18 protein-coding genes and 1 riboswitch are annotated in these 19,638 nt (G+C 67.4%); of the genes, 8 read left to right on the top strand and 10 right to left on the bottom strand.

The features are described 5' to 3' along the window. The first annotated feature begins 13 nt into the window (after window positions 1–13). Window positions 14–805 (top strand): polyprenol monophosphomannose synthase, encoded by a 792-nt coding sequence (locus tag ACI1US_RS04875; RefSeq protein WP_461638605.1) that lies wholly within the window; start codon window positions 14–16, stop codon window positions 803–805. A 391-nt stretch (window positions 806–1,196) separates the two neighbouring features. Here ACI1US_RS04875 and hpf read toward each other — a convergent pair whose 3' ends face one another. The 9 genes from hpf to ACI1US_RS04830 all read right to left on the bottom strand — a co-directional run bounded on the left by hpf (window position 1,197) and on the right by ACI1US_RS04830 (window position 12,886). Then, the gene (hpf, locus tag ACI1US_RS04870) at window positions 1,197–1,823 is read right to left on the bottom strand and encodes a ribosome hibernation-promoting factor, HPF/YfiA family (RefSeq protein ID WP_461638636.1); all 627 of its coding nucleotides are present in this window, start codon (window positions 1,821–1,823) and stop codon (window positions 1,197–1,199) included. Window positions 1,824–1,888: 65 nt separating this feature from the next. Beyond that, complete coding sequence (locus ACI1US_RS04865) at window positions 1,889–2,188, bottom strand: ComF family protein (RefSeq protein ID WP_461638634.1); 300 nt, start codon at window positions 2,186–2,188, stop codon at window positions 1,889–1,891. 936 nt (window positions 2,189–3,124) lie between these two features. Beyond that, window positions 3,125–4,801 carry an LpqB family beta-propeller domain-containing protein gene (locus ACI1US_RS04860; protein ID WP_461638603.1) on the bottom strand — a complete coding sequence of 559 codons (1,677 nt, stop codon included), beginning with the start codon at window positions 4,799–4,801 and terminating at the stop codon, window positions 3,125–3,127. A gap of 2 nt (window positions 4,802–4,803) precedes the next feature. Beyond that, window positions 4,804–6,516: an MtrAB system histidine kinase MtrB gene (mtrB, locus tag ACI1US_RS04855; protein WP_461638601.1), complete on the bottom strand. Its 1,713-nt coding sequence runs from the start codon at window positions 6,514–6,516 to the stop codon at window positions 4,804–4,806. Between the two features lie 10 nt (window positions 6,517–6,526). Beyond that, the gene (gene mtrA / locus ACI1US_RS04850; protein ID WP_461638599.1) at window positions 6,527–7,210 is read right to left on the bottom strand and encodes an MtrAB system response regulator MtrA; all 684 of its coding nucleotides are present in this window, start codon (window positions 7,208–7,210) and stop codon (window positions 6,527–6,529) included. Between the two features lie 65 nt (window positions 7,211–7,275). Continuing rightward, window positions 7,276–7,704: a metallopeptidase family protein gene (locus tag ACI1US_RS04845; protein ID WP_461638597.1), complete on the bottom strand. Its 429-nt coding sequence runs from the start codon at window positions 7,702–7,704 to the stop codon at window positions 7,276–7,278. A 62-nt stretch (window positions 7,705–7,766) separates the two neighbouring features. Then, the gene (locus ACI1US_RS04840; RefSeq protein ID WP_461638595.1) at window positions 7,767–9,167 is read right to left on the bottom strand and encodes a DUF5719 family protein; all 1,401 of its coding nucleotides are present in this window, start codon (window positions 9,165–9,167) and stop codon (window positions 7,767–7,769) included. Beyond that, the gene (locus ACI1US_RS04835) at window positions 9,164–12,508 is read right to left on the bottom strand and encodes a glycosyltransferase (RefSeq protein WP_461638593.1); all 3,345 of its coding nucleotides are present in this window, start codon (window positions 12,506–12,508) and stop codon (window positions 9,164–9,166) included. Before ACI1US_RS04835 ends, ACI1US_RS04840 begins: the two co-directional genes overlap by 4 nt. 63 nt (window positions 12,509–12,571) lie before the next feature. Continuing rightward, window positions 12,572–12,886 (bottom strand): WhiB family transcriptional regulator, encoded by a 315-nt coding sequence (locus ACI1US_RS04830; RefSeq protein WP_416549894.1) that lies wholly within the window; start codon window positions 12,884–12,886, stop codon window positions 12,572–12,574. Between the two features lie 168 nt (window positions 12,887–13,054). Between ACI1US_RS04830 and ACI1US_RS04825 the strand changes: the two genes are divergently transcribed. Both ACI1US_RS04825 and trpS read left to right on the top strand, forming a co-directional pair. Beyond that, window positions 13,055–13,915, top strand: a complete 861-nt coding sequence (locus tag ACI1US_RS04825) for an exodeoxyribonuclease III (protein WP_416549895.1) — start codon at window positions 13,055–13,057, stop codon at window positions 13,913–13,915. 52 nt (window positions 13,916–13,967) lie between these two features. Continuing rightward, entirely contained in the window at window positions 13,968–14,972 is a 1,005-nt protein-coding gene (gene trpS / locus ACI1US_RS04820; RefSeq protein WP_416549896.1) for a tryptophan--tRNA ligase, read from the top strand. 102 nt (window positions 14,973–15,074) lie between these two features. Here the strand turns inward: trpS and ACI1US_RS04815 are convergent, their stop codons facing one another. Then, window positions 15,075–15,641, bottom strand: coding sequence for a cysteine hydrolase family protein (locus ACI1US_RS04815; protein ID WP_461638589.1), 567 nt, complete (start codon window positions 15,639–15,641; stop codon window positions 15,075–15,077). A 197-nt stretch (window positions 15,642–15,838) separates the two neighbouring features. Next, a riboswitch (FMN riboswitch) is annotated at window positions 15,839–15,985 on the top strand. A 53-nt stretch (window positions 15,986–16,038) separates the two neighbouring features. On the opposite strand from ACI1US_RS04815, the gene ACI1US_RS04810 reads away from it, so the two are divergent. Genes ACI1US_RS04810 through ribH form a run of 5 tightly spaced genes read left to right on the top strand, consistent with a single transcriptional unit; the run spans window position 16,039 to window position 19,615 of the window. Continuing rightward, window positions 16,039–16,515, top strand: a complete 477-nt coding sequence (locus ACI1US_RS04810; protein WP_461638587.1) for a bifunctional diaminohydroxyphosphoribosylaminopyrimidine deaminase/5-amino-6-(5-phosphoribosylamino)uracil reductase RibD — start codon at window positions 16,039–16,041, stop codon at window positions 16,513–16,515. Continuing rightward, the gene (locus ACI1US_RS04805; RefSeq protein ID WP_461638585.1) at window positions 16,508–17,128 is read left to right on the top strand and encodes a RibD family protein; all 621 of its coding nucleotides are present in this window, start codon (window positions 16,508–16,510) and stop codon (window positions 17,126–17,128) included. Before ACI1US_RS04810 ends, ACI1US_RS04805 begins: the two co-directional genes overlap by 8 nt. Further along, complete coding sequence (locus tag ACI1US_RS04800; RefSeq protein WP_416549898.1) at window positions 17,128–17,757, top strand: riboflavin synthase; 630 nt, start codon at window positions 17,128–17,130, stop codon at window positions 17,755–17,757. Before ACI1US_RS04805 ends, ACI1US_RS04800 begins: the two co-directional genes overlap by 1 nt. Before the next feature lie 42 nt (window positions 17,758–17,799). Further along, on the top strand, window positions 17,800–19,068 hold the full coding sequence (ribB, locus tag ACI1US_RS04795; RefSeq protein WP_416549899.1) for a 3,4-dihydroxy-2-butanone-4-phosphate synthase: 1,269 nt from the start codon (window positions 17,800–17,802) through the stop codon (window positions 19,066–19,068). A 52-nt stretch (window positions 19,069–19,120) separates the two neighbouring features. After that, window positions 19,121–19,615 carry a 6,7-dimethyl-8-ribityllumazine synthase gene (gene ribH, locus ACI1US_RS04790; protein WP_416549900.1) on the top strand — a complete coding sequence of 165 codons (495 nt, stop codon included), beginning with the start codon at window positions 19,121–19,123 and terminating at the stop codon, window positions 19,613–19,615. The last annotated feature ends 23 nt before the right edge of the window (window positions 19,616–19,638 follow it).

Here is a 19,638-nt window from a genome sequence, read left to right as displayed (position 1 = left end):
AAAGGATAGGGCCGTGCAGCCACCTGTAACGCCGGCCTCCCCGGCACCCGACAGCGTGCTGGTTGTGCTGCCCACCTTTAACGAGCGCGAGTCGCTCAGCCGGGTGGTCGCGGAGGTGCTTGACCTCACTGACGCGCACGTACTCATCGTGGACGACGCCAGTCCCGACGGCACGGGAGCCGTCGCAGATGCGCTCGCGCTCGCTGATCCGCGCGTCACCGTGCTCCACCGGCCAGCGAAGCTCGGGCTTGGCACGGCATATGTCACGGGGTTTCAGCAGGCACTCGCTCGCGGGTTCGGCTTCGCAGCTGAGATGGATGCGGATGGATCGCACCGGCCCCGTGATTTCCCCGAGCTCCTCGTCGCTGCCCGTGCTGGGGCTGGACTGGTGATCGGCACTCGCTGGATGCCGGGCGGTGCGATAGTCAACTGGCCGACTCATCGCAGGCTCATCTCACAGGGCGGCACGGCCTTCGCCAGGCGCGCGCTCCGCTCCGAACTGCGCGATCTCACGAGCGGGTTTCGCGTGCTCTCGCGCGAATGGATCGAGCAGCTTGGCCTCGACCGCATCGATTCCGAAGGCTACGCCTTTCAGGTGGAAACGGCGTGGCGCCTCGAGCAACTCGGCTGCCCCGTTGCAGAGGTACCGATCACCTTTGTTGAGCGAACCGCGGGCCGCTCGAAAATGTCGACCCGGATCGTCTGGGAGGCGTTCGTCAATGTGCTCCGCTGGGGCCGCGAGGTGCGGCGGGCTTCAGGCGCGCTCCGCGTCGCCGGCGGCTCCGCGCCCACCGGTCGGAACTAGTCGCGCAGACGCCCCAGGCACAGCGGCTCCTCACACATCCGAATGTGCGTCCTGTGGCTCGGAGGGTGCCACCCCTCCCATCCCTTCTGACCCGATTAATCTGGAGCGAGTCTTTCGAGGCCCGTAAACGGGGCGGAATGGATTACTCGGGGGATTTGGGATGCATGTGCGGCGGCCCGGGTGCTTCCGGGAGGGCAAGTGCTAAGTGTTTTTCGGAGCTCCCGCGGTCGAGTACGGGCCGCGGCCACAGGGGAATTTCGGGGAATCCTCCCGGCGTGTGCCATCGTCGCGGGCACGTACTGATCCCTCGGCCGCAAACCGTCGATTGTGCAGCACAAACGAAACGCGGCCGGCTCGAGAACCGAGCCGGCCGCGCTTCTCGCTCAGAGAGTTAGTCCTCGGTGAGTGAGATCACGCCGTAGTTCCAGCCCTTGCGGCGGTAGACGACGCTTGGCTTGGCTGTCTCGACGTCGATGAAGAGGAAGAAGTCGTGACCGACGAGCTCCATCTGGTCGACGGCTTCTTCGACGGCAAGGCGCTCCGCGGGGAATTCCTTCGACCGAATGACTACGGGGCTGTAGGCCTTCTCGGCTTCACCCGTGACGGGCACCGACCCGTTCGACACCGCATCGAGAATCTCGCCCGACGCGGGCTGCACTCCAACTTCGGCGAAGTCGTTCGCCGCAGCGTCTCCGAGGGAGATGCGGCCGCGACCACGACGATCGTGGGCGCGGTCTTTCGAGCGCCTGATTCGTTCAAGCACTCGGCCGTACGCGATGTCGTAGGCGGAGTACTTGTCGGGACCCGTTGATTCAGCCCTGATCACTGGACCGGGGCCGATGAGCGTAATCTCCACTCGATCGCCGTGCTTCGGGCTCTTGTCACTCAGTCGCGAGACTCGCACTTCGAAGGCCTGTGCTTTCGGGAGCAATCCCGCGACCTTCTCCGTTTTCGACTCGACATACTGCTCGAATCGATCCGTAATCTCGACATTCCGACCGTGGATGCTGACGTCCATGACGACCTCCCAGGTGACTCGGGCGGGTGGGCCAGTGTGGCGCACCACTACGCCTTTCTCGAACATTACCCTCTTTCCCCTGTGAGGTTCCACTCTGTTTTTTGTGGCGAGTCTCTACGTACAGCGGTAGCTAGTGCCACGACGGCTTCTACCCGGGCCCCAGCTCGCTCCAGCACTGCGATCGCGGCCCGCATGCTGGCCCCGGTCGTCACGATGTCGTCGACGAGAATCACGCTTCGGCCTCGCAGCCGTCGCTCAGAAACGCGACGTACCCGAACACGCCGGGCGTTTCGCTCACGTGCGATCGGGTCCAAGCCAACCTGTCCGGTGCGCCCGGGAAGGCTCTGTAAGGCCGGGCACAGCATCAGCGGGAAGTTCCCTCGCCGCAGCGCGACCCGGACGAGCTCATCAACGTGCTTCCACCCGCGCTCGCGCACCCGCGACGGCCGCGACGGGAGCGGCACGATTAGCGTGAGGGGCGACTGTGCGCCGTGATTGCGAGGGTCGACCGCCCGCGCGCTTGCCCGGCGGCGAGCGCAGCTCGCTGGATCGTCCAACGCGCTCGCGAGGGTACTCGCCAAACGCTGTCCGAGCGGGCGCACTAGCGAGTGGATGCCCTCGTGTTTGTAAGCGACAAGGGCGCCCCTGAGCGGCCCCGCATACGCGGCCGCAGCAAACCCCGGCACCCCGAGGCCCGCAACACGAACCGGTTGCGAGCTTCTCCACACCGGGCCGTTGTGTGGGCCTTGCCCCGCGACCTCACGGCGGCAATCCACGCACAGGTCACGATCGAATGCCCCGCAGCCAACGCACGCGGTCGGCCAGAGAAGCGCCGCTGCGTCGTACATGAGCTCGCTGGCTCTTCTTGCCAGGGTTCGACCGTTCGGAGGGGCTTCGACGGGGTGAGGGTGCCGGTGCTGGAGCATCTTTCCAGTGTGCGCGCCCGTTCGGCTTCGGTGACGGTACTGGTGCTATTCGGTGGACAGAAGAGGGAGGATCTGCATCCGCGTCTCACTGTGCACAATGCTTCTCACCCGCCACGCTCCGGCATGGCGGCGCACCTGAATCGTGAGACCCGCGAACCCCCACGCGAACCTTGTAGCCCCCGTTTAATCCATTCCGGCCCGTTTACGGCCCGCGCAAGAGTCGGTCCAGATTAATCGGGTCGGAGAGGACGCCGAAGCCGGAGAGGACGCCAAGGGTTGAGAGGAAGCCAAGGACGCCAAGCACGCGAGGGGGCACCACTCGCGGCACCCGGCGTACACCTCAGTGTGGCGGGAGGGGTGACGCGCCTCGCGGCGCTAGCCGCGTTTCGCCATCAGCTCGACACCGCTCGCGACGCGCTGCCACCCGCTCGCGCCCTGCGGCGCGAAGAGCTCGCCGCCCGCAGTGAGCACCCGCATCTGCGTGCGGTTGCCCCCACCAAACACCTGCGTCGCGTCGACGACCGAACCCTGCTCAGTCGCGAATACCCCGGGCCCGCCCAGCGTGATCTTGCCAGCGCTCGCCTGTTTCGTCAGGGCGACGAAGCGTTGCTGATCAATCCAGTCGAAATCAACTGCCTCACCGTTCGCCCACATCTCGACATCAGCCTCGGCAGTGAGTGCGGTCGGCGCACCCGTTGCGTCGCGGATGACCCCCGCGACGAGCACCCGGCTCTTCGCCCCGCCGTTCACGAGAACCGCGACCAGGCTGCCACCGGGCGATACTCGGAGCGCACGCACGTCGAGTCCCTCAAGCCAGGGAGCGGCAAGTTCTTGCTGCTCACCTGACGGGGCCGCCACCCTGATCGCGGTCGGAGTGCTCGCTGAGATCGTCCACGCCCACAGGTCGTCGTCGACGCTCGGTGCAAGCAGCTTGCCGCGAGTATCGATCGTGGCGGTGAAGCCCTCCTCGACGATGCTGATCCCATCAACTCCGCGCACCGCCGCGACAGTCTTCGACCGCGACAGCGCGACCGCGTCGCCGTCGATCTCTTCGACCGCAGCGCTCACCCCAGTGATCGGTTCCACGCCCGTAGCGGTGATCACGCCGAAGCGGCCGTCCATGATGCCTGACAGCTTCGCCCCGACGGGCACGCCCGCGCCCTGTGTCGCCGGCCTTGTCGCGTCACGCACCGGCGTGCCATCGACGAGCAGTTCGACCCGGTTCACGCCGTTCACCGTGTGCAGGCTCGCCTGCAGCTGCGCGAGCATCTCCTGCTGCGCCTGCGGGTTGTTCAGCCCTTCGCCCGTAAGGTCCACGCGGGCGAGACCGTCTTCGACTGGCACCGCGGTCTTCGTGAGCTTCACGCCCTGCGGAAAACCGGAGTGCACGACCTGTTCAAAGCGTTTGCTCGGTCCCTCGAGCAGCGCACCGACGATCTCCGTGGAGAGCGCCGCACGCGACAGGAACCAGCGAGTGTCAGGCACCAGTCTGCCCTCGGGGCCAAGGAAGTTCACCTGGTGCTGCGACCAGATCGCCTCAAACGTCGAGCGGTCGAGGATCACGCCTGCCGGCGCAGACGAGATTCGCCACTCGCTGCCGTGACGCACGAACTCGAAGCGCAGCTCGGTGCTCTCGCCCGCAGCGGTCGGGAGGAGGCGTCCGTTCGGCTCGACCTCGGCGACGACCGAGAGCGACAGCATTCCCGCGTCGTCACCGTCGGCGCGGTACGGCCGTGATCCCTCGCCGATGAGCACCCCGAAGTACGGATCCCACTGGCTTGCATACTCCGTCGTGAGGTATTCGCGGGCGACAGAGTAGTCGTCGTTCGGCGAATTCGCGGCGATGAGGAAGCCCCTCACGAGCTCTTCTTGGCTGGCCCCTACGGTCGGCCCGAACGCGCTGAACTGCACGAGCTGCTCGGCCTGATTAATGTCGGAGAGGCCGGGTTGGACGGATCCGGAGCCCGGGATCCCCGCGCAGCCTGCAAGCGTGAGCGCGGCAACGAGTGACAGCCCCGCCGCCGCGAAGACCCGTCGCTTTCGAACGCTCATTGTCACGCCTTGCCCTCTTTCGCGGTTCGGATGCTGCGCTTGAAGGGTCGCCTGAGCCACCCGCCCGTGGTGTCGCGCAAACGCGACGCCGCCGTCACATCTTCGGGGACGAGGGGCAGCGGTGAAATGAAGCTTGTGACGTCCTCGCCGCGCGGCAGCGTGAGGCGGAAGTTCGTGCCCTCGCCCTTCTCCGACCACACCTCGAGGAAGCCGCCGTGCACCGCCGCGTCTTCACGGGCGATCGCGAGCCCGAGCCCGGTTCCGCCGAGCGTGCGCTTACGCGAGGGATCAGCGCGCCAAAACCTGTGAAACACGTTCTCGACCTCGGCATCATCCATGCCGATGCCCCAGTCGCGCACCGAGACCGCAATCGCGGCAGCATTCGAGTCGATTGAGACGACAATGGGCCGCTCCTCGCCGTGCTCGATCGCGTTACCCACCAGGTTCGAAATGATGCGCCTGATGCGTCGCGCGTCCACGTCAACCGGGGTGTAGCCGCCAAGCGCACGCACCTCGATGAGGCTTCGCGAGAGCGGCCTGAGCGCGCTCACGGCATCGTCGACGAGGTGCACGAGGTTCGTGGGTTCCGTCTCGAGCGTCACCCGGCCCGCGTCGTAGCGCGAGATCTCGAGCAGGTCAGTGAGCAGCGCCTCGAAGCGCTCTACCTGCGTGCTCAGCACCTCGACCGCGCGCTGCTGGCCCGGCTGCATCGACTCCTGCTGCCCGCCCAGCACCTCGCTCGCAAGCCGAATCGTTGTGAGCGGGGTACGCAGCTCGTGCGACACGTCCGACACGAATCGCTGCTGCATCTCGGAGAGATCATCGAGTTCTTGAATGCGCGCCTGCAGCGTGTCCGCCATGTCGTTGAAGCCCTCGGACAGCACGTCGAAGTGTTCGTCGTGCTGCTTCGGCATGCGCGCGTTCGTCTCGCCCGCCGCGAGCCTGCGGCTCGTGTCTGCCGCCACCCGGATCGGCCTGAACACGATCCGCGAAATCACCCAGACGAGTAAGCCAATAAACAGCATCATTCCCGCCGCCGTAATGAGCAGGGTGCGCTGCACAAACGAGAGCGTGTCCGACGTGTCCGTGAGGTCGTAGCCAATGAACAGGTCGAAGACGCCCGCGCCCGCAGGGAACTTCAGCGACGAGCCAACCACGATGCCCGGCGAGACCTTCGCCCCCTCTTCCTGGAACGTCACCGCCTGCCAGTACTGCGGTGCCTCGGCCGCGAGCACGGCGTTCGAGAGCTCCTCGCTCACGGCCTGCCCGAGCGCAGAGGGCGTACTAAACACGGGCGAGAGTTCGAGGAACGGGGCCTGGTTCTGCTGGCGTCGAATATAGATCATCTGACTCGCCGATGTGTCCTGCACGGTACGCAGCACGCTCGTCTGCAGCGACTGCAGCCCGCCGCGATCTGCGGGGTCGTACGAGTCAATGATGCGCTGCGCCTGCACCGTCACACGCGCGGAGTCTTGGAGCGCCTGATCCCGCCTCGACGAATACAGGTCGTTGCTCACGCTAGTGAGCAAGAACATGCCCGCAACGGCAACCATCGCACCCGTCACGAGCCCCGTGATCGTCATCGTGCGAACCATGAGCGAGCTGCTCCAGCGCGCCCTGAACGGGCCGAGCACGGGCTGGGAGAGTTTGATCCAGCGCAGCCGCATCTTCCGCCAGGCGCGCTGGAAGCGCCCCCGCGTCTTCGGCTCGCTCATCTGCTCCGGTCTATTCTGCGCGGGCACCAGCGCGGTACCCGACCCCGCGCACGGTCGTCACGATCGTGGGGTGATCAGGATCGACCTCGATTTTCGCGCGCAGCCGCTGCACGTGCACGTTCACCAGCCGGGTGTCTGCCTTGTACTGGTAGCCCCAGACCTTCTCAAGCAGCACCTCACGTGTGAACACCTGCTGCGGCTTCCTGGCGAGGATCGCGAGCAGATCGAACTCGAGCGGGGTGAGCGCGATCACCTCGTCTCCTCGCTTGACCTCGTGTCCGGCAACATCGATCTGCAGGTCGCCGATCATGAGCGTCTCGTTGGTCTCTTCCTGCGGCTCGCGCAGGCGCGCCCTGATGCGCGCAATCAGCTCGGCCGGGTTGAAGGGCTTGACCACGTAGTCATCGGCACCGACCTCGAGCCCGCGCACGACGTCGCGCGTGTCGGTCCGTGCCGTGAGCATGATGATGGGAACACCGCTCTCGGCCCGGATCTGCTCGCACACCCCGATGCCATCGAGACCCGGCAGCATGACGTCGAGAAGGACAAGATCTGGCCGCGTCGCCCGAAACTGTTCGACGGCCTCAAGACCGTCATAGGCGTGCTCGACGAGAAACCCCTCGCCCTGCAACACCATACTCAGCATCTCGGCGAGTGCCCTGTCGTCATCTACTACGAGAATCCGTGCGCTCATGTGCCTATTATGACTGGTCAGCCTGGTAATCGCGAGGCCGCCATCCCCTCGAACGGGTGGGAGTGTTAGAAGTGGTCAAAGCGGCCGGGCAGCAGCTCCCACGGCTCGCGGCCGAGGTACTCGCAGACCGCCCGATAGACGCAGTGCTCGATGAAGTATCTGCGGTGTTCGTCATCATTGACATGCAGTCCGCGGGCTCGCTGAATCGGCATGCGAAACAGCATGATGCTCTTCGCCTCGCGGTCGACGGAGTACAGCATCGGGAGGTCGCTGTTGCTCTCTCCGCTCGGAACGGTCTGGAAGCCGATCTGCACCCCGCGCAACTCGTCCGCAAAGGTGTGCTGCAGGAACTCGACGACCGCGCGCGCGTCGGTTTCGAAGCGCGCGACTCGGCTCGCTGGGTTTGCGAGCGCAGGGCCCGTGAGCGACGAACGGATCGGGCGACGCCCGTGCCGAGTCGGCCTGCCCTGCTGGCGAGCACTGCGTGAAGTCATTGCTCTAGTCTACGACCGAGCGCTGGGTGTGCCCGCTCGTCGGGCCAGCCCGCGCGGCGCAATCAGCGGGTGTAGACGGTGAGTTCGCCCGTGTGCTCTGCGCGGGGCATCAGTGGGTAACCGGCGATCTTGCCGCTGCCCGGCACCCGCACGCCCGCGTGGATCGGCTCGGAGCTCGTAATCGTGCGCTTTCCCTTGCCTTCAACGAGCACCGCGGCGCCCGGAGCGACGGTGACCGTCTTGTCGCCGCCGCCAGTGACCGTCACCGTCGCCTCGGCGTCGCCAGAGTTCGCCAGCACGAGCGTTCCGCCGTCGACGACCGGCGCCGGCGTCGCAATCTCTGCGGGGATCGCAGGTGCCGGCGCGAACCACTGGAAGTCGTGGGTCTCGCCTGAGTTGGCAGCGCCCTCGGCACCGGCAAATACGGGCACGTCTGAGTCGATCACGATTGCGGTAGCGTCATGCGGCCAGATCTCAACCGTCAGGGTTGCGACGGTGCGCGGCTTGAGCTCGATCGCGCCGAGCTCGGTGCGCTCGCCCGCGGCGTTGATCGCCGAGACCTGCGCCGTGCCGTCGGCTGAGCCAGGAGCGATCGCGTTCACTCGCACCGGGAAGCGGTCGGCGGGCCCCGTGTCGCTCGGAACCTCCTCGTGGTCATGGGAGTCTTCGTTCGAGACTCCCGGGATCACGAGCACCTTCTCCGCGCGCAGTTGGCGCGTGACCGTCGAGGCCCCTACGGGGACGATGCCGTCTGCGCGGGCAACTCCGAGCGCGGCGGCGACGGGCGCTCCTGTCGTCGTAATCCGCACGGCGAGCAGTTCGCGATTGGGGGCGTAGCCGTTGAGCGACACCAGCTGCTCGGAGCGGGGCGCCACGATCACCCCCGCGGTCTGCACCGCATCGATTTCGCCGTTTTCGTCGAAGACCGAGATCTGCACCGTTGCGGGCACGGCGCTCGCGTTCCCGAGGCTGAGTGTTGTCGACAAGCCGAGCGTGGTTCCCCCGCCCACGAGCCACTGCTCGTTGACTGGCTCCACACACGATGCGGCGGTGAGGCCAGACAGCGTCGGCGAAGAAAGCGTCTGGGTCTGCGCGGCAGCAATCGCGGCGTCGGTTGCGGCGGTCAGCACACGCGCCCCGCTCGCGCGGGATCCGCCGTCGCCGCTTCCCTCGAGAGTTCCAAGATCACCGTCGCCGCTCACGAGCACCGATGCCTCACCGACGGGCACCGCTACATCGGGGCGCGAGGGGTCGGATCCAAGCTCGGGGAACGCGCCCGCACATACGATGCTGCGCTCGCCAGACTGCGTGGTGTTCACCTGCAGCGCGTGCGGTGGGCGCTCGACCGAGGGCAGTTGCACCGTGCCGAGCAGGAGCGCTCCGACGGCGGCCGCTCCGGTGATGACGAGGCCGGTCAGCGCTCGCGCGCCGCCTCGCATGAATCGTTCGCTCTTGCTGCTCATCGCTGGCTCCCGCCCTGCGGATCTTCGGTCTTCGCGTCATCGGATTCTGGATCGGCCGAAACGGCCTCGGCATCGCCCGATTCTGCCGGTGCTGGGTCTGCCGGTGCTGGGTCTGCCGGCTCTGGGTCTGCCGGCGCTGGGTCTGCCGGCGTTGGATCAGCAGAGCCTGAATCAGCAGGGTCTGAATCAGCAGAGCCTGGGTCAGCGACATCTACCTCGGCGGGTACCGCCGCTCCTGCCTCGCCAGCAGCTGCCTCGTCAGCGGCCGCTTCGTCAGCAGTGACCTCGTTTACAGTCACCGGCTGAGCCTCCACGGGCTCAGCAGCGAATGCCTCAGCGGCAGTCTGCGCGGCGGGATCCAGCGCCGCGGAATCCGGCTCTACAGCTGCTTCCACAGCGGCAGACTCGGCCGGCGCAGCGTCGGCTGGCCCGGCTCCCGCGGACTCCGCAGCAACAGCGCCCGGCTGCTGCCCGGCGGTGAGCGACGCGGCGGCGCGACGCTCACTTCGCTTCTTTCCCCAGCGGCGCGCGCGGCGCGGGCGCTGACGGCGCTCCGGACGCTCGACGACCTCGCCGGTCGGAAGCGCGAGCAGCAGCATCGCAAAGATCAGAATGAGCTGAACGGTCCACACCGTCTGTCCCCCGAAGGAGGTACCGACGAGCTTTGCGGAGTCGTCGCCCTCGTCCGCGCCTGTGCTTGTCCCTGCGTCTCCGGCCGCCGTGTCGGACACGCGCCAGAGCAGTCCCTGCGTGGTCGTGCCGACGCTTGCGAGCTCAGGGTGCTGATCGAGGGTGCGCTGCAGCTCGGTCTCGGCGGTCGGGTCGTTTCCGGAGCGCAGCAGCACATAGTTCACGCTCTCGGCGCTGAGCGCCTCGCCGACGCTTGCACCGCCGATGCTCGCGAGAGATGCGATGAGGTCTGCGAGTCGCTGCTCGCTCTCGCCGGGGTCAGCAAGCAGCGCCGAGGTGCGGAGTTCGTCGAGTTCCGTGCCCTCGCCGGTCACGATCTCCGCGTGGACCGCGCGCTCAGCGACAGCCTCGACGACGAGCGTGCGCGTGTTCGGGTTCTGTTCGCCGGCCACCTGTACGAGCGCGGGCATACGGGTGTCGGATGCCGCCATCGGCACGTTTCCGGTCGCCAGCCGAACGCCGATCGGTCCGACAGCCACCACTGCGGCAACGAGCGCGACCGCGACGACTGCCGGGGCGGCTCGCCTCGCGGTCTCCGCGCCGAGGGCAGCGAGCCCGAGCAGCGCCAGCCAGTAGAGCACGAGGCCGGAGCCTGTCCACACCGCTACCGAGGTGTCACCGCTCGTGGTGAGCATGAGCTGGGTCGATCCGACAGCCGTGACGACGCCGAGCGCGCCGAAGAGCGCGTGCAGCACGGTAATCGCGATCCGGCCGGTGTAGATTCCGAGCACGGCGAGGAGCGCCAGCGGGAGCATGAGCACGCCGACCAACAGCGTCGCGGGGGCACCGCCCAGGCCGATCGACTCGAAGATGCGCGCCCAGCCGTCGAGCCCGAACTCGGGGAAGCCGAGCAGGAGGTGCCAGGTGTTGCCCGGCGTGTACGGCAGCGCGATGCCGGGGTCAGCGAGCAGGTCGAGCGGGCGACCGTCGAAGACCGTCGCGATGATCTTCGGGGCAAACAGTACAAGCGGGGCGATCCCAATCGAGAGCACGCGCAGCGCGCCGCGGACGCTCGAGAAGACGCCGACGACCAAGAACACGAGCGCTGCGGGAATGAGGATCGGTGCGCACGCCAGCGCGACCGCCGCAAGCAGCGACGCCGTTCCAGCCCAGCTCCAGGACTCTCTGCAGCGGGTCGCCGCGAGCAGCAACCAGGGCATCACGACCGCGAGGATCAGCGTGGTGATCCGGCCCGATGCGATCGACCCAAGCAGCACCGGGCTGAGCGCGAAGCCGACGGACACGACGACGCGGGCGGCAGCGGACTCGGTGATCTGGGCAGCCCAGATCCACGCCCCGAGCGCGGCGAGCGGGATCGCGATGATGAGCACGAGTACGAGCGCGTGCGATGGGTTCCAGAACGTGACCGAGCCGAGTACCGCGAGCACCCATGCGAAGGGGTCAGCGGGAACACCGTCGATGGTGCGGGTGTGGTGCCAGAGCTCGCCCAGCGGGCTGAGCGGCGCCATACCGCCGCCGAAGAGGCTCGTCTGCGCAATCGCCCACCAGGTGAGGCCGATCGCGACCGCCGCCATCGCCGCAAGCACTCCGAGGCCGCCCGTGGAGACAAAGTGGAGCTCGCGCGGCACCCTGCCCTGTGACGCGAGAATCGCCTCACGGTCGATCATCTGGGCGGTGCGCACGGTCTTGCGGTCGGTGCGCAGCGGTCGCACCGCGGCCCAGCCGGCCCGCGAGGCCCGCTTCACCCGCTTGCGAGACGCGAGCAGCGCCTTGGGCCGGAAGAACACAGTGAGCGCGGCGATGAACTCACCGAACATGTAGCCGGGCTGCTCGCGGATGAGCGCCCAGAACACTCGCGCGACGGCGAGCAGCGGCAGCCCGAGCCACATGAAGAATGCGGCAAATGCGGGGGCGTACGCGATGCGCCGGTGCAGGTGAGCGGTGCGCGCCTGGCGGTGAGCGGTTCGCAGCACGCCACGCGAGCGGTCGATGTGTGGGCCTGCGACGCCTGAGCGGGCGAAACGCACGCGCGATTCGGGCGACACCTCAACGCGATAGCCGGCGAGCCTCGTGCGCACACAGAAGTCGAGGCCGTCGTCGTAGCTGGTGAATGCCGGGTCGAAGCCGCCGAGCTCGTCCCACACGTCACGCCTGACGAGCATGCCGACGGGGCCAACCCCAAGCACGTCTTCGAGGTGGTCGTACTGCTGCTGGTCGAGCTCTTGCCGCCGGAGCAGCCAGCGCGACCCGGTCGAGGTGAGGCTCTGCCCGAGCTCGATGATGCGGTCCGGATGATCCCAGTCCACAAGCTTCGGTCCTGCGACCGCAACCGACTGGGCGCGCTGCACGCTCGACAGAATGCGCTCGAGCGCCTCCGGCTCCGGGCAGGAGTCTTCGGTGAGCAGCCAGATCCACTCTTCCGCCGGATTCTCACCGGGCAGTACGGCGGTGAGCGCCGCGGCAACCGCGCGGCCGAACGGCAGCTTGGAGGGGATCCCTATCACCCGGGAAGCCTCGGCCCCGCCGAGGTTCGCGTTCACGAGCTGGGTGCCGACGCGTTCGGAGCCACCGTTGTTCACGGCGATGATCGCGTTTGGGCGTCTGGTCTGAGCAGCTATCCCAGAGATCGTCTCATCGAGCCACTCCCCACCCTGGGAAGCGACTATAACGGCGGTGACTGTGCTGCGCATAACGCCGTCAGTCTAGATTCCGCGCACGGGTTGAAGCTGAAGCCATGCCGTGCAGCGCAAAGCTCAGCCTGCTTCTCGGCGAAGCTTGCGTCGTTCTCGCTCTGACAGCCCGCCCCAGATTCCAAACCGTTCGTCATTCTCAAGTGCGTACTGCAGGCAGTCTGAGCGCACCTCGCAGCTTTCGCAAATACGTTTTGCCTCGCGAGTTGAGCCGCCCTTTTCGGGGAAGAATGATTCTGGATCTGTCTGCGCGCAGAGCGCGTCAGTCTGCCAGGCGAGCGCTTCGTCTTCGTCCTGACGACGAATGCCGGGGGTGCCGAGAAATACCGGGTCGACGAACCAGTCGCCGGGAACGCTTGGCCCTGAAGTGTGTTCCATGAGTGCGCCCCCTTTCTCAAGGTTTCTCATTTTGCGACGTTGACACGCCGCTATCTCGAATAATTACACCCTTGTCATTCGCTAGATGTCAAGCTGAAGAGTGTAAACCCTCAAGTAGCTATTGAGGGTCAGTGGAGCCATGCGTGTCGCACCTCTACACTGGATGTCATGGCAGATTCTCTCCGCGTCGCGTCGGTCAACGTCAACGGCATCAGGGCCGCTTACCGCAAGGGCATGGGTGAATGGCTCGCTGAACGCGACGTCGATGTCCTCGCACTCCAGGAGGTGCGCGCGCAAGACGAGCATCTCGAGGAGTTCCTTGGCTCGGCGGGCTGGCACTGGCTGCACGACCCGTGCGAGATCAAGGGGCGCGCCGGCGTCGCAATCGCGAGCCGCGTGCCGTCGCTCGCCCACCGAGTCGGTCTCGGTGCGGCTGACGCGCAGGATCAGATCCAGTCGTCCGGCCGCTGGATCGAAGCAGACTTCGCCTTTGGCGACTCGCAGCTCACCGTCGTGAGCAACTACACCCACTCGGGCGAGGTAGACACCCCGCGCCAGGAGGCCAAGTGGGCCTTCCTCGACGCGATGGGCGTGCGACTCGACGAGCTCGCGAGCGAGCGCGAGTTCGCCGCCGTCGTCGGCGACTTCAATGTCGGGCACCGCGAGCTCGACATTAAAAACTGGAAGGGTAACCGCAAGAAGAGCGGCTTCCTCCCCCGCGAACGCGCCTACTTCGACCGCTTCTTCGGCCCGCGCGGCGAGACCGTCGAGGGCGTTGACGGCTCAGAAGGCCCCGGCCACGGCTGGGTCGACGTCGGGCGCACCTTCGCCGGCGAGGTCGAGGGCCCGTACTCGTGGTGGTCGAACCGCGGCCAGGCCTTCGACAACGACACCGGCTGGCGCATCGACTACCACGTCGTCACCCCGCAGCTTGGCGAGCGTGTGCTCGACTACACGATCGACCGCGCGGCTTCCTACGACGAGCGATGGTCGGATCACGCACCCGTCATCGTCGATTACCGCGTCTGAGCCTCGGCTACAGCGCGGCCCCCACACTTGTCATAGGAACGCAGTTACACACATGAATAGCAAGCCAGTCATTTTTTCCGGGATGCAGCCCTCGAGCGACTCCCTCCAGCTCGGCAACTACATTGGCGCGCTGAGCCAGTGGACGAAGATGCAGGAAGACTTCGACGCGATCTTCTGCGTGGTAAACCTCCACGCGATCACCGTGCCGCAAGATCCGAATGAGCTCATCGAGCGCACCCGCCGCACCGCTGCCCAGTACATTGCGGCTGGCATCGACCCCGAGAAGTCGACGCTCTTTATCCAATCGCACGTGCCGGCACACGCCGAGCTCGCGTGGGTGCTCAATACCCTCACCGGCTTCGGCGAGGCGGGCCGCATGACCCAGTTCAAGGACAAGTCGAAGCGGCACGGCTCCGACGCCGCCTCGGTGGGCCTGTTCACGTACCCCGTGCTCATGGCCGCCGATATTCTGCTGTACCAGGCAGAACAGGTGCCCGTCGGCGAGGACCAGCGCCAGCACGTCGAGCTCACCCGTGACCTCGCGAACCGCTTCAACTCACGCTTCGGCGACACGTTTGTGCTGCCCGAGGCGCAGATCCCGAAGACCGTCGCGAAGATCTACGACCTGCAGAACCCGAACGCGAAGATGTCGAAGTCTGCCGAGACCGAGGCTGGCCTCATCAAGGTGCTCGACCCCGCAAAGGTGACGACGAAGAAGATCATGCGCGCGGTGACCGACGACGGCGACGAGATTCGCTTCGACCGCGAAGCGAAGCCGGGGGTGTCAAACCTGCTCACGATCCTCTCGGTGCTCGGCGAGCGCTCGATCGACGCGCTCGAGCAGGAGTTCGCCGGCCAGGGCTACGGCCACCTGAAGAAGGCAGTCGCGGAGGTCGTCGAGTCGTCGCTCGCACCGGTGCGCGAGCGCACAGAGGAGCTCATGGCCGATCCGGCCGAGCTCGACCGCCTGCTTGCCCGCGGCGCAGACCGCGCAAACGAGATCGCGAACACGACGCTGAACCTCGTCTACGACCGCATGGGCCTCGCCCGGCGGTAACGCGCCGCTCCAACCCCCGCGTCTTCTGGTCACTGAGCGCCAAAACCGGCGAGTTTCGCACCCCGATATGGCGCACAGTGACCAGAAGACGCTGCCGCACCGCTACGCCCGCAACAGCTCCACGCAGGCAGCGGTGTCCGCGATGGTGAGCTGAGGCGGGTAGAGCCGCATCACGTGGAGCGCTGCCGCGTGGTTTTCGCCGGTGGATCCGGCGCAGGCATCTTCAGCGATCGCGATCCGCGCGCCAGCATCGGCTCCGGCGAGCGCGGTCGAGATCACGCAGCAGTCGGTGGACACCCCGGCAAGCACGACCGGAGCGCCAGCCGTGATCGCTTCGAGCTCGGCTCCCCACTTGCCAAACGTCGGTAGGTCGAGCGTGGGGTGCGGCGAGATCTCGTGCGCCTCGGGCACGAGCTGGAACAGCGGATCGTCCGCGGGTTTGTCGGCGAACGGCCACGCGGCGAAGTACTCGCCCCAGGCGGTGTCGCGGTCGCCGGTGGGTAGCCAGCGGGTCACGAGCACCCGGTCGCCGGCCGCGGCCGCGAGGCGGCGCATGTTCACGAACGCCTCAGCGAAAAACGGTGAGCCCCACTCTGATCGCGGGTCGGCGAAGATCACCTGCGGGTCGATGACGACGAGCCAGGGCTGAGCCGCTGGGTCTGCTGACATTGCATACCTCCCGTTGTGCGGCACCGCCGTGCGGCGCCTGTGTCCGGCACCGCCATGCAGCCCCGGCCTGCGGTACCTGTGGCCAGTGCCGAAACGCGACACCAGTGTGCGGTGCTTTCCATTCTCGCAGCCGTATTCCCCGGTTTCGCCCGTAGCGTTCGCTGTACCCTCCCAGCGCGCTCCGCGCTATGCTGTGAGGAGTGTTCCGGGGTCGGTGGGATTCCGAACCGGCGGTGAAAGTCCGCGACCCTCGCATCCGCGAGGCTGAGCCGGTGTAATTCCGGCACCGACGGTGATGTGTGGGGCGAAAGCTCGCGCACAAGTCCGGATAGGAGGAACGCGGGGGTTCGAAGCGACGCTTCGTGTACCCCGTGCCCGGGCTGCCGAAAGGGATCGCATGCCTGCCGCGCACGTACTCTCACCCGAGGTGATTGAGTCAGCTATGCGTCGCGCACTCGCGCTCGCGGAGCGCGGCCCCGCCGGGAACGAGAACCCGCAGGTTGGCTGCGTGATCCTTGACGCCGCGGGCGACACTGTCGCCGAGGGTTGGCATCAGGGAGCGGGCACCGCGCACGCAGAGGCGATGGCGCTCGCGCTACTCCCCGCGGGGCTGGATCCGGCAACCCTCACCGCCGTCGTCACGCTTGAGCCGTGCAATCACACCGGCCGCACGGGGCCCTGCGCCGTGGCGCTTCGCACCGCAAGGATCGGCGCGGTCGCATTCGGTCTCTCCGACACCGGAGAGAAGTCCAGCGGCGGCGGCGAGACGCTACGGGCGGCGGGCGTCACGGTCACGGGCAGCATCCTCGAGGACGAAGTTCGCGCGTTCCTTGCGCCGTGGCTCGCACGCCAGGGAGGCGATGCTCGTGGCTAAGCTTCCCCGCGTCATCGTGAAGTGGGCGCAGACCCTCGACGGCCGCGCCGCAGCCGCCGACGGGTCGAGCCAGTGGATCACCGGCCCCGCCGCACGCGCCGACGTGCATCGTAGGCGCGCGGACGCGGCCGCGATCCTCGTCGGCACCGGCACGCTGCTCGCCGACGATCCTTCGCTCACCGCGCGAACGCCCGAAGGCGAGCTGCTCGTGCCCGCGGCCGAGCAGCCGGTGCCGGTCGTCGTTGGATCCCGCGCGATCCCCTCCGGCGCCCGCGTGCTCGCGCACCCCGCGCTCGGTGAGCGTTTCCCCGAGCCGATCCGGCTGTCGGGCAATGATCTCGCGGCCGATCTTGCTTCCCTCGGCACGCTCGGGATCGAGAGCGTCTTTGTCGAAGGCGGCCCCCACATCGTGAGTTCGCTCTTGCGCGCGGGCCTCGTCGACGAGCTGCTCGTCTACATCGCTCCCGCGCTGCTCGGCGGCCCGCGGCTCGCCGTCGGCGACCTGGGGATCGCGTCGATGACCGGGATCCACCGCCTCGAATTCACGCACACCGAACAACTCGGCCCAGACCTACTCATCATCGCCTCATCCGCCCAGAAGGAGATTCGCTAGTGTTCACCGGACTCATTGAAGAAATCGGCGAGATCGTCGCCGTCACGCCGATCGGCGACTCGCTGCGCCTCACGGTCGCGGGCCCGCTCGTCACGAGCGACGCGACCCATGGGGCATCGATCGCGGTGTCGGGCGTCTGCCTCACCGTCATCGAGCAGGGCACGGATGCGCAGGGGCGCGGCACGTTCAGCGCCGATGTGATGGCGCAGTCGATCCGGATGTCGACGCTCGGCGAGCTCGCTCCCGGCAGCCGCGTGAACCTCGAGCGCGCAGCCCGCCTCGACACCCGGCTCGGCGGCCACATCGTGCAGGGGCACGTGGACGGCACCGCGACGCTGCTCACCTCCGAGGACGGCGACGCCTGGCGCACGCTCCGCTTCGCCATCTCGCGTGAGCTCGCGCCGCTGCTCGTCGACAAGGGATCCGTGACGCTCTCGGGCACCTCACTCACCGTCTCGGCAATCTCGCCCGCGAGCGAGCCGGAGCAGTGGTTCGAGGTATCGCTGATCCCGGAGACGCTCGAGGCAACCACGCTCGGCGCGCTCACCCCCGGCGACAACGTCAATGTCGAAACAGATCTCATTGCCCGCCACGTCGAGCGTATGCTCAGTTTCCAAGACAACGCGTAGCCGCGGCACCCAAGACACACAAGAAAACCTTAAGGACACCGAATGACTACCGCACGCACCGAGGGCATCGCCTCGATCGAAGAGGCCATCGAAGCAATCAAGGCAGGCCGCCCGGTTATTGTTGCCGACAATGAGGATCGCGAGAACGAGGGCGACGTGATCATCTCCGCCGAGCTCGCCTCCGCCGAGTGGATCGCCTGGACCGTGCACCACTCCTCCGGGCTGCTCTGCGCCCCCATGACGAACGAGATCGCCGACCAGCTCGACCTCCCGATGATGGTCGAGCGCAACGAAGACGCGCGCGGCACCGCCTACACCGTCACCGTCGACGCGGCCGAGGGCGTCACCACCGGCATCAGCGCAAGCGACCGCGCCACCACCGCGCGTGTGCTCGCCAACCCCGACGCTGTGCCGACCGATGTCAACCGCCCCGGCCACATCCTCCCGCTCCGTGCGGTCGACGGCGGCGTCCGCGCCCGCGACGGCCACACCGAGGCGGCAGTCGAGCTCATGCGTCTCGCAGGCCTCCGCGAGGTTGCCATCATCGCCGAGATCGTCGCCGACGACGGCGAAATGATGCGCCTGCCCGGCCTCATCGAGCTCGGTGGCGCCGAGGGCGTTCCGGTCGTCACGATCGAGCAGCTCATCGCGTACCTCGGCGAGCACGACCCCGAGGGATCCCCCGCGACCCAGGGCCACTCGCGCCGCGTCAGCCTCCGCGCAGACACGCTGCTCCCGACCGAGCACGGCGACTTCCGCGCGCTCGCGTACCGCGACCGCCGGGCAGGCGTCGACCACATCGCGCTCGTCGCCGCGAACCCCGACGGCTCGGTCCCCGGCAAGGGCGCGCTCGTGCGCGTGCACTCCGAGTGCATCACGGGCGAGGCCTTCGGCTCGCTCAAGTGCGAGTGCGGCCCGCAGCTCGATGCCTCGCTCGACCTCGTCAACGAACGCGGCGGCGTCGTCGTCTACCTGCGCGGCCAGGAGGGGCGCGGCATCGGCCTCGCGAACAAGCTTCGCGCCTACCAGCTGCAGGAGCAGGGCATCGACACGCTCGACGCGAACCTGCAGCTCGGCCTACCCGCCGACGCCCGCGACTACACCGCGGCCGCAGAGATCCTTGCCGACCTCGGTGTGAGCGACGTGCTCCTGCTCACCAATAACCCCGACAAGGTCGCGCAGCTCGAGGGCCACGGGCTCACAATCGCCGACCGCGTGCCGCTGTTCGTCGGCGTCACCGAGCAGAACCGGGGCTACCTGCAGGCAAAGCGCGACCGCATGGGGCACCAGCTCCCCGCGGGCGACCTCTAAGCCGCACGCCCCGGCACGTCCCCGCACGAACGATAGAAAGTAGTAGAAACGCATGAGTGGAGCAGGAGTTCCGAGCCTCGCCGTTGACGCGAGCGGCCTGCGCGTCGCCATCATCGCTGGCAGTTGGCACACGGAAGTCATGGACGGCCTCATCGCCGGCGCGGAAGAGACCGTGCGGGCGTCGGGCGCTGAGCACGCGCTCTTCCGCGTCGCCGGAGCCTTCGAGTTGCCCGCAGCCGCCCAGGCTGCGCTGACCCCCGCGGCGCAGGGCGGAGGCGGCTTCGACGCGGCGGTCTGCCTTGGCGTGATCATCCGCGGCGGCACCCCGCACTTCGACTACGTCGCGAACGCGGTCACCGACGGCCTCACCCGCGTCCAGCTCGATGCGGGCCGCCCCGTGGGCTTCGGTGTGCTCACCACCGACAACGAGCAGCAAGCCTTCGACCGTTCGGGCCTCACAGGCTCGATCGAGTCGAAGGGGCAGGAGGCCGGGGAGGCCGCCCTGCACCTCGCGGTGCAGCTGCGCGCCATCCGCTCAGGCGCCTGACACGCCGCTTCAGTACGGATCCC

Origin of the sequence: Leucobacter sp. BZR 635, assembly GCF_048061935.2 — a bacterium.
GTDB lineage: Bacteria > Actinomycetota > Actinomycetes > Actinomycetales > Microbacteriaceae > Leucobacter.
This window is presented reverse-complemented; position numbering and strand designations above follow the sequence as displayed.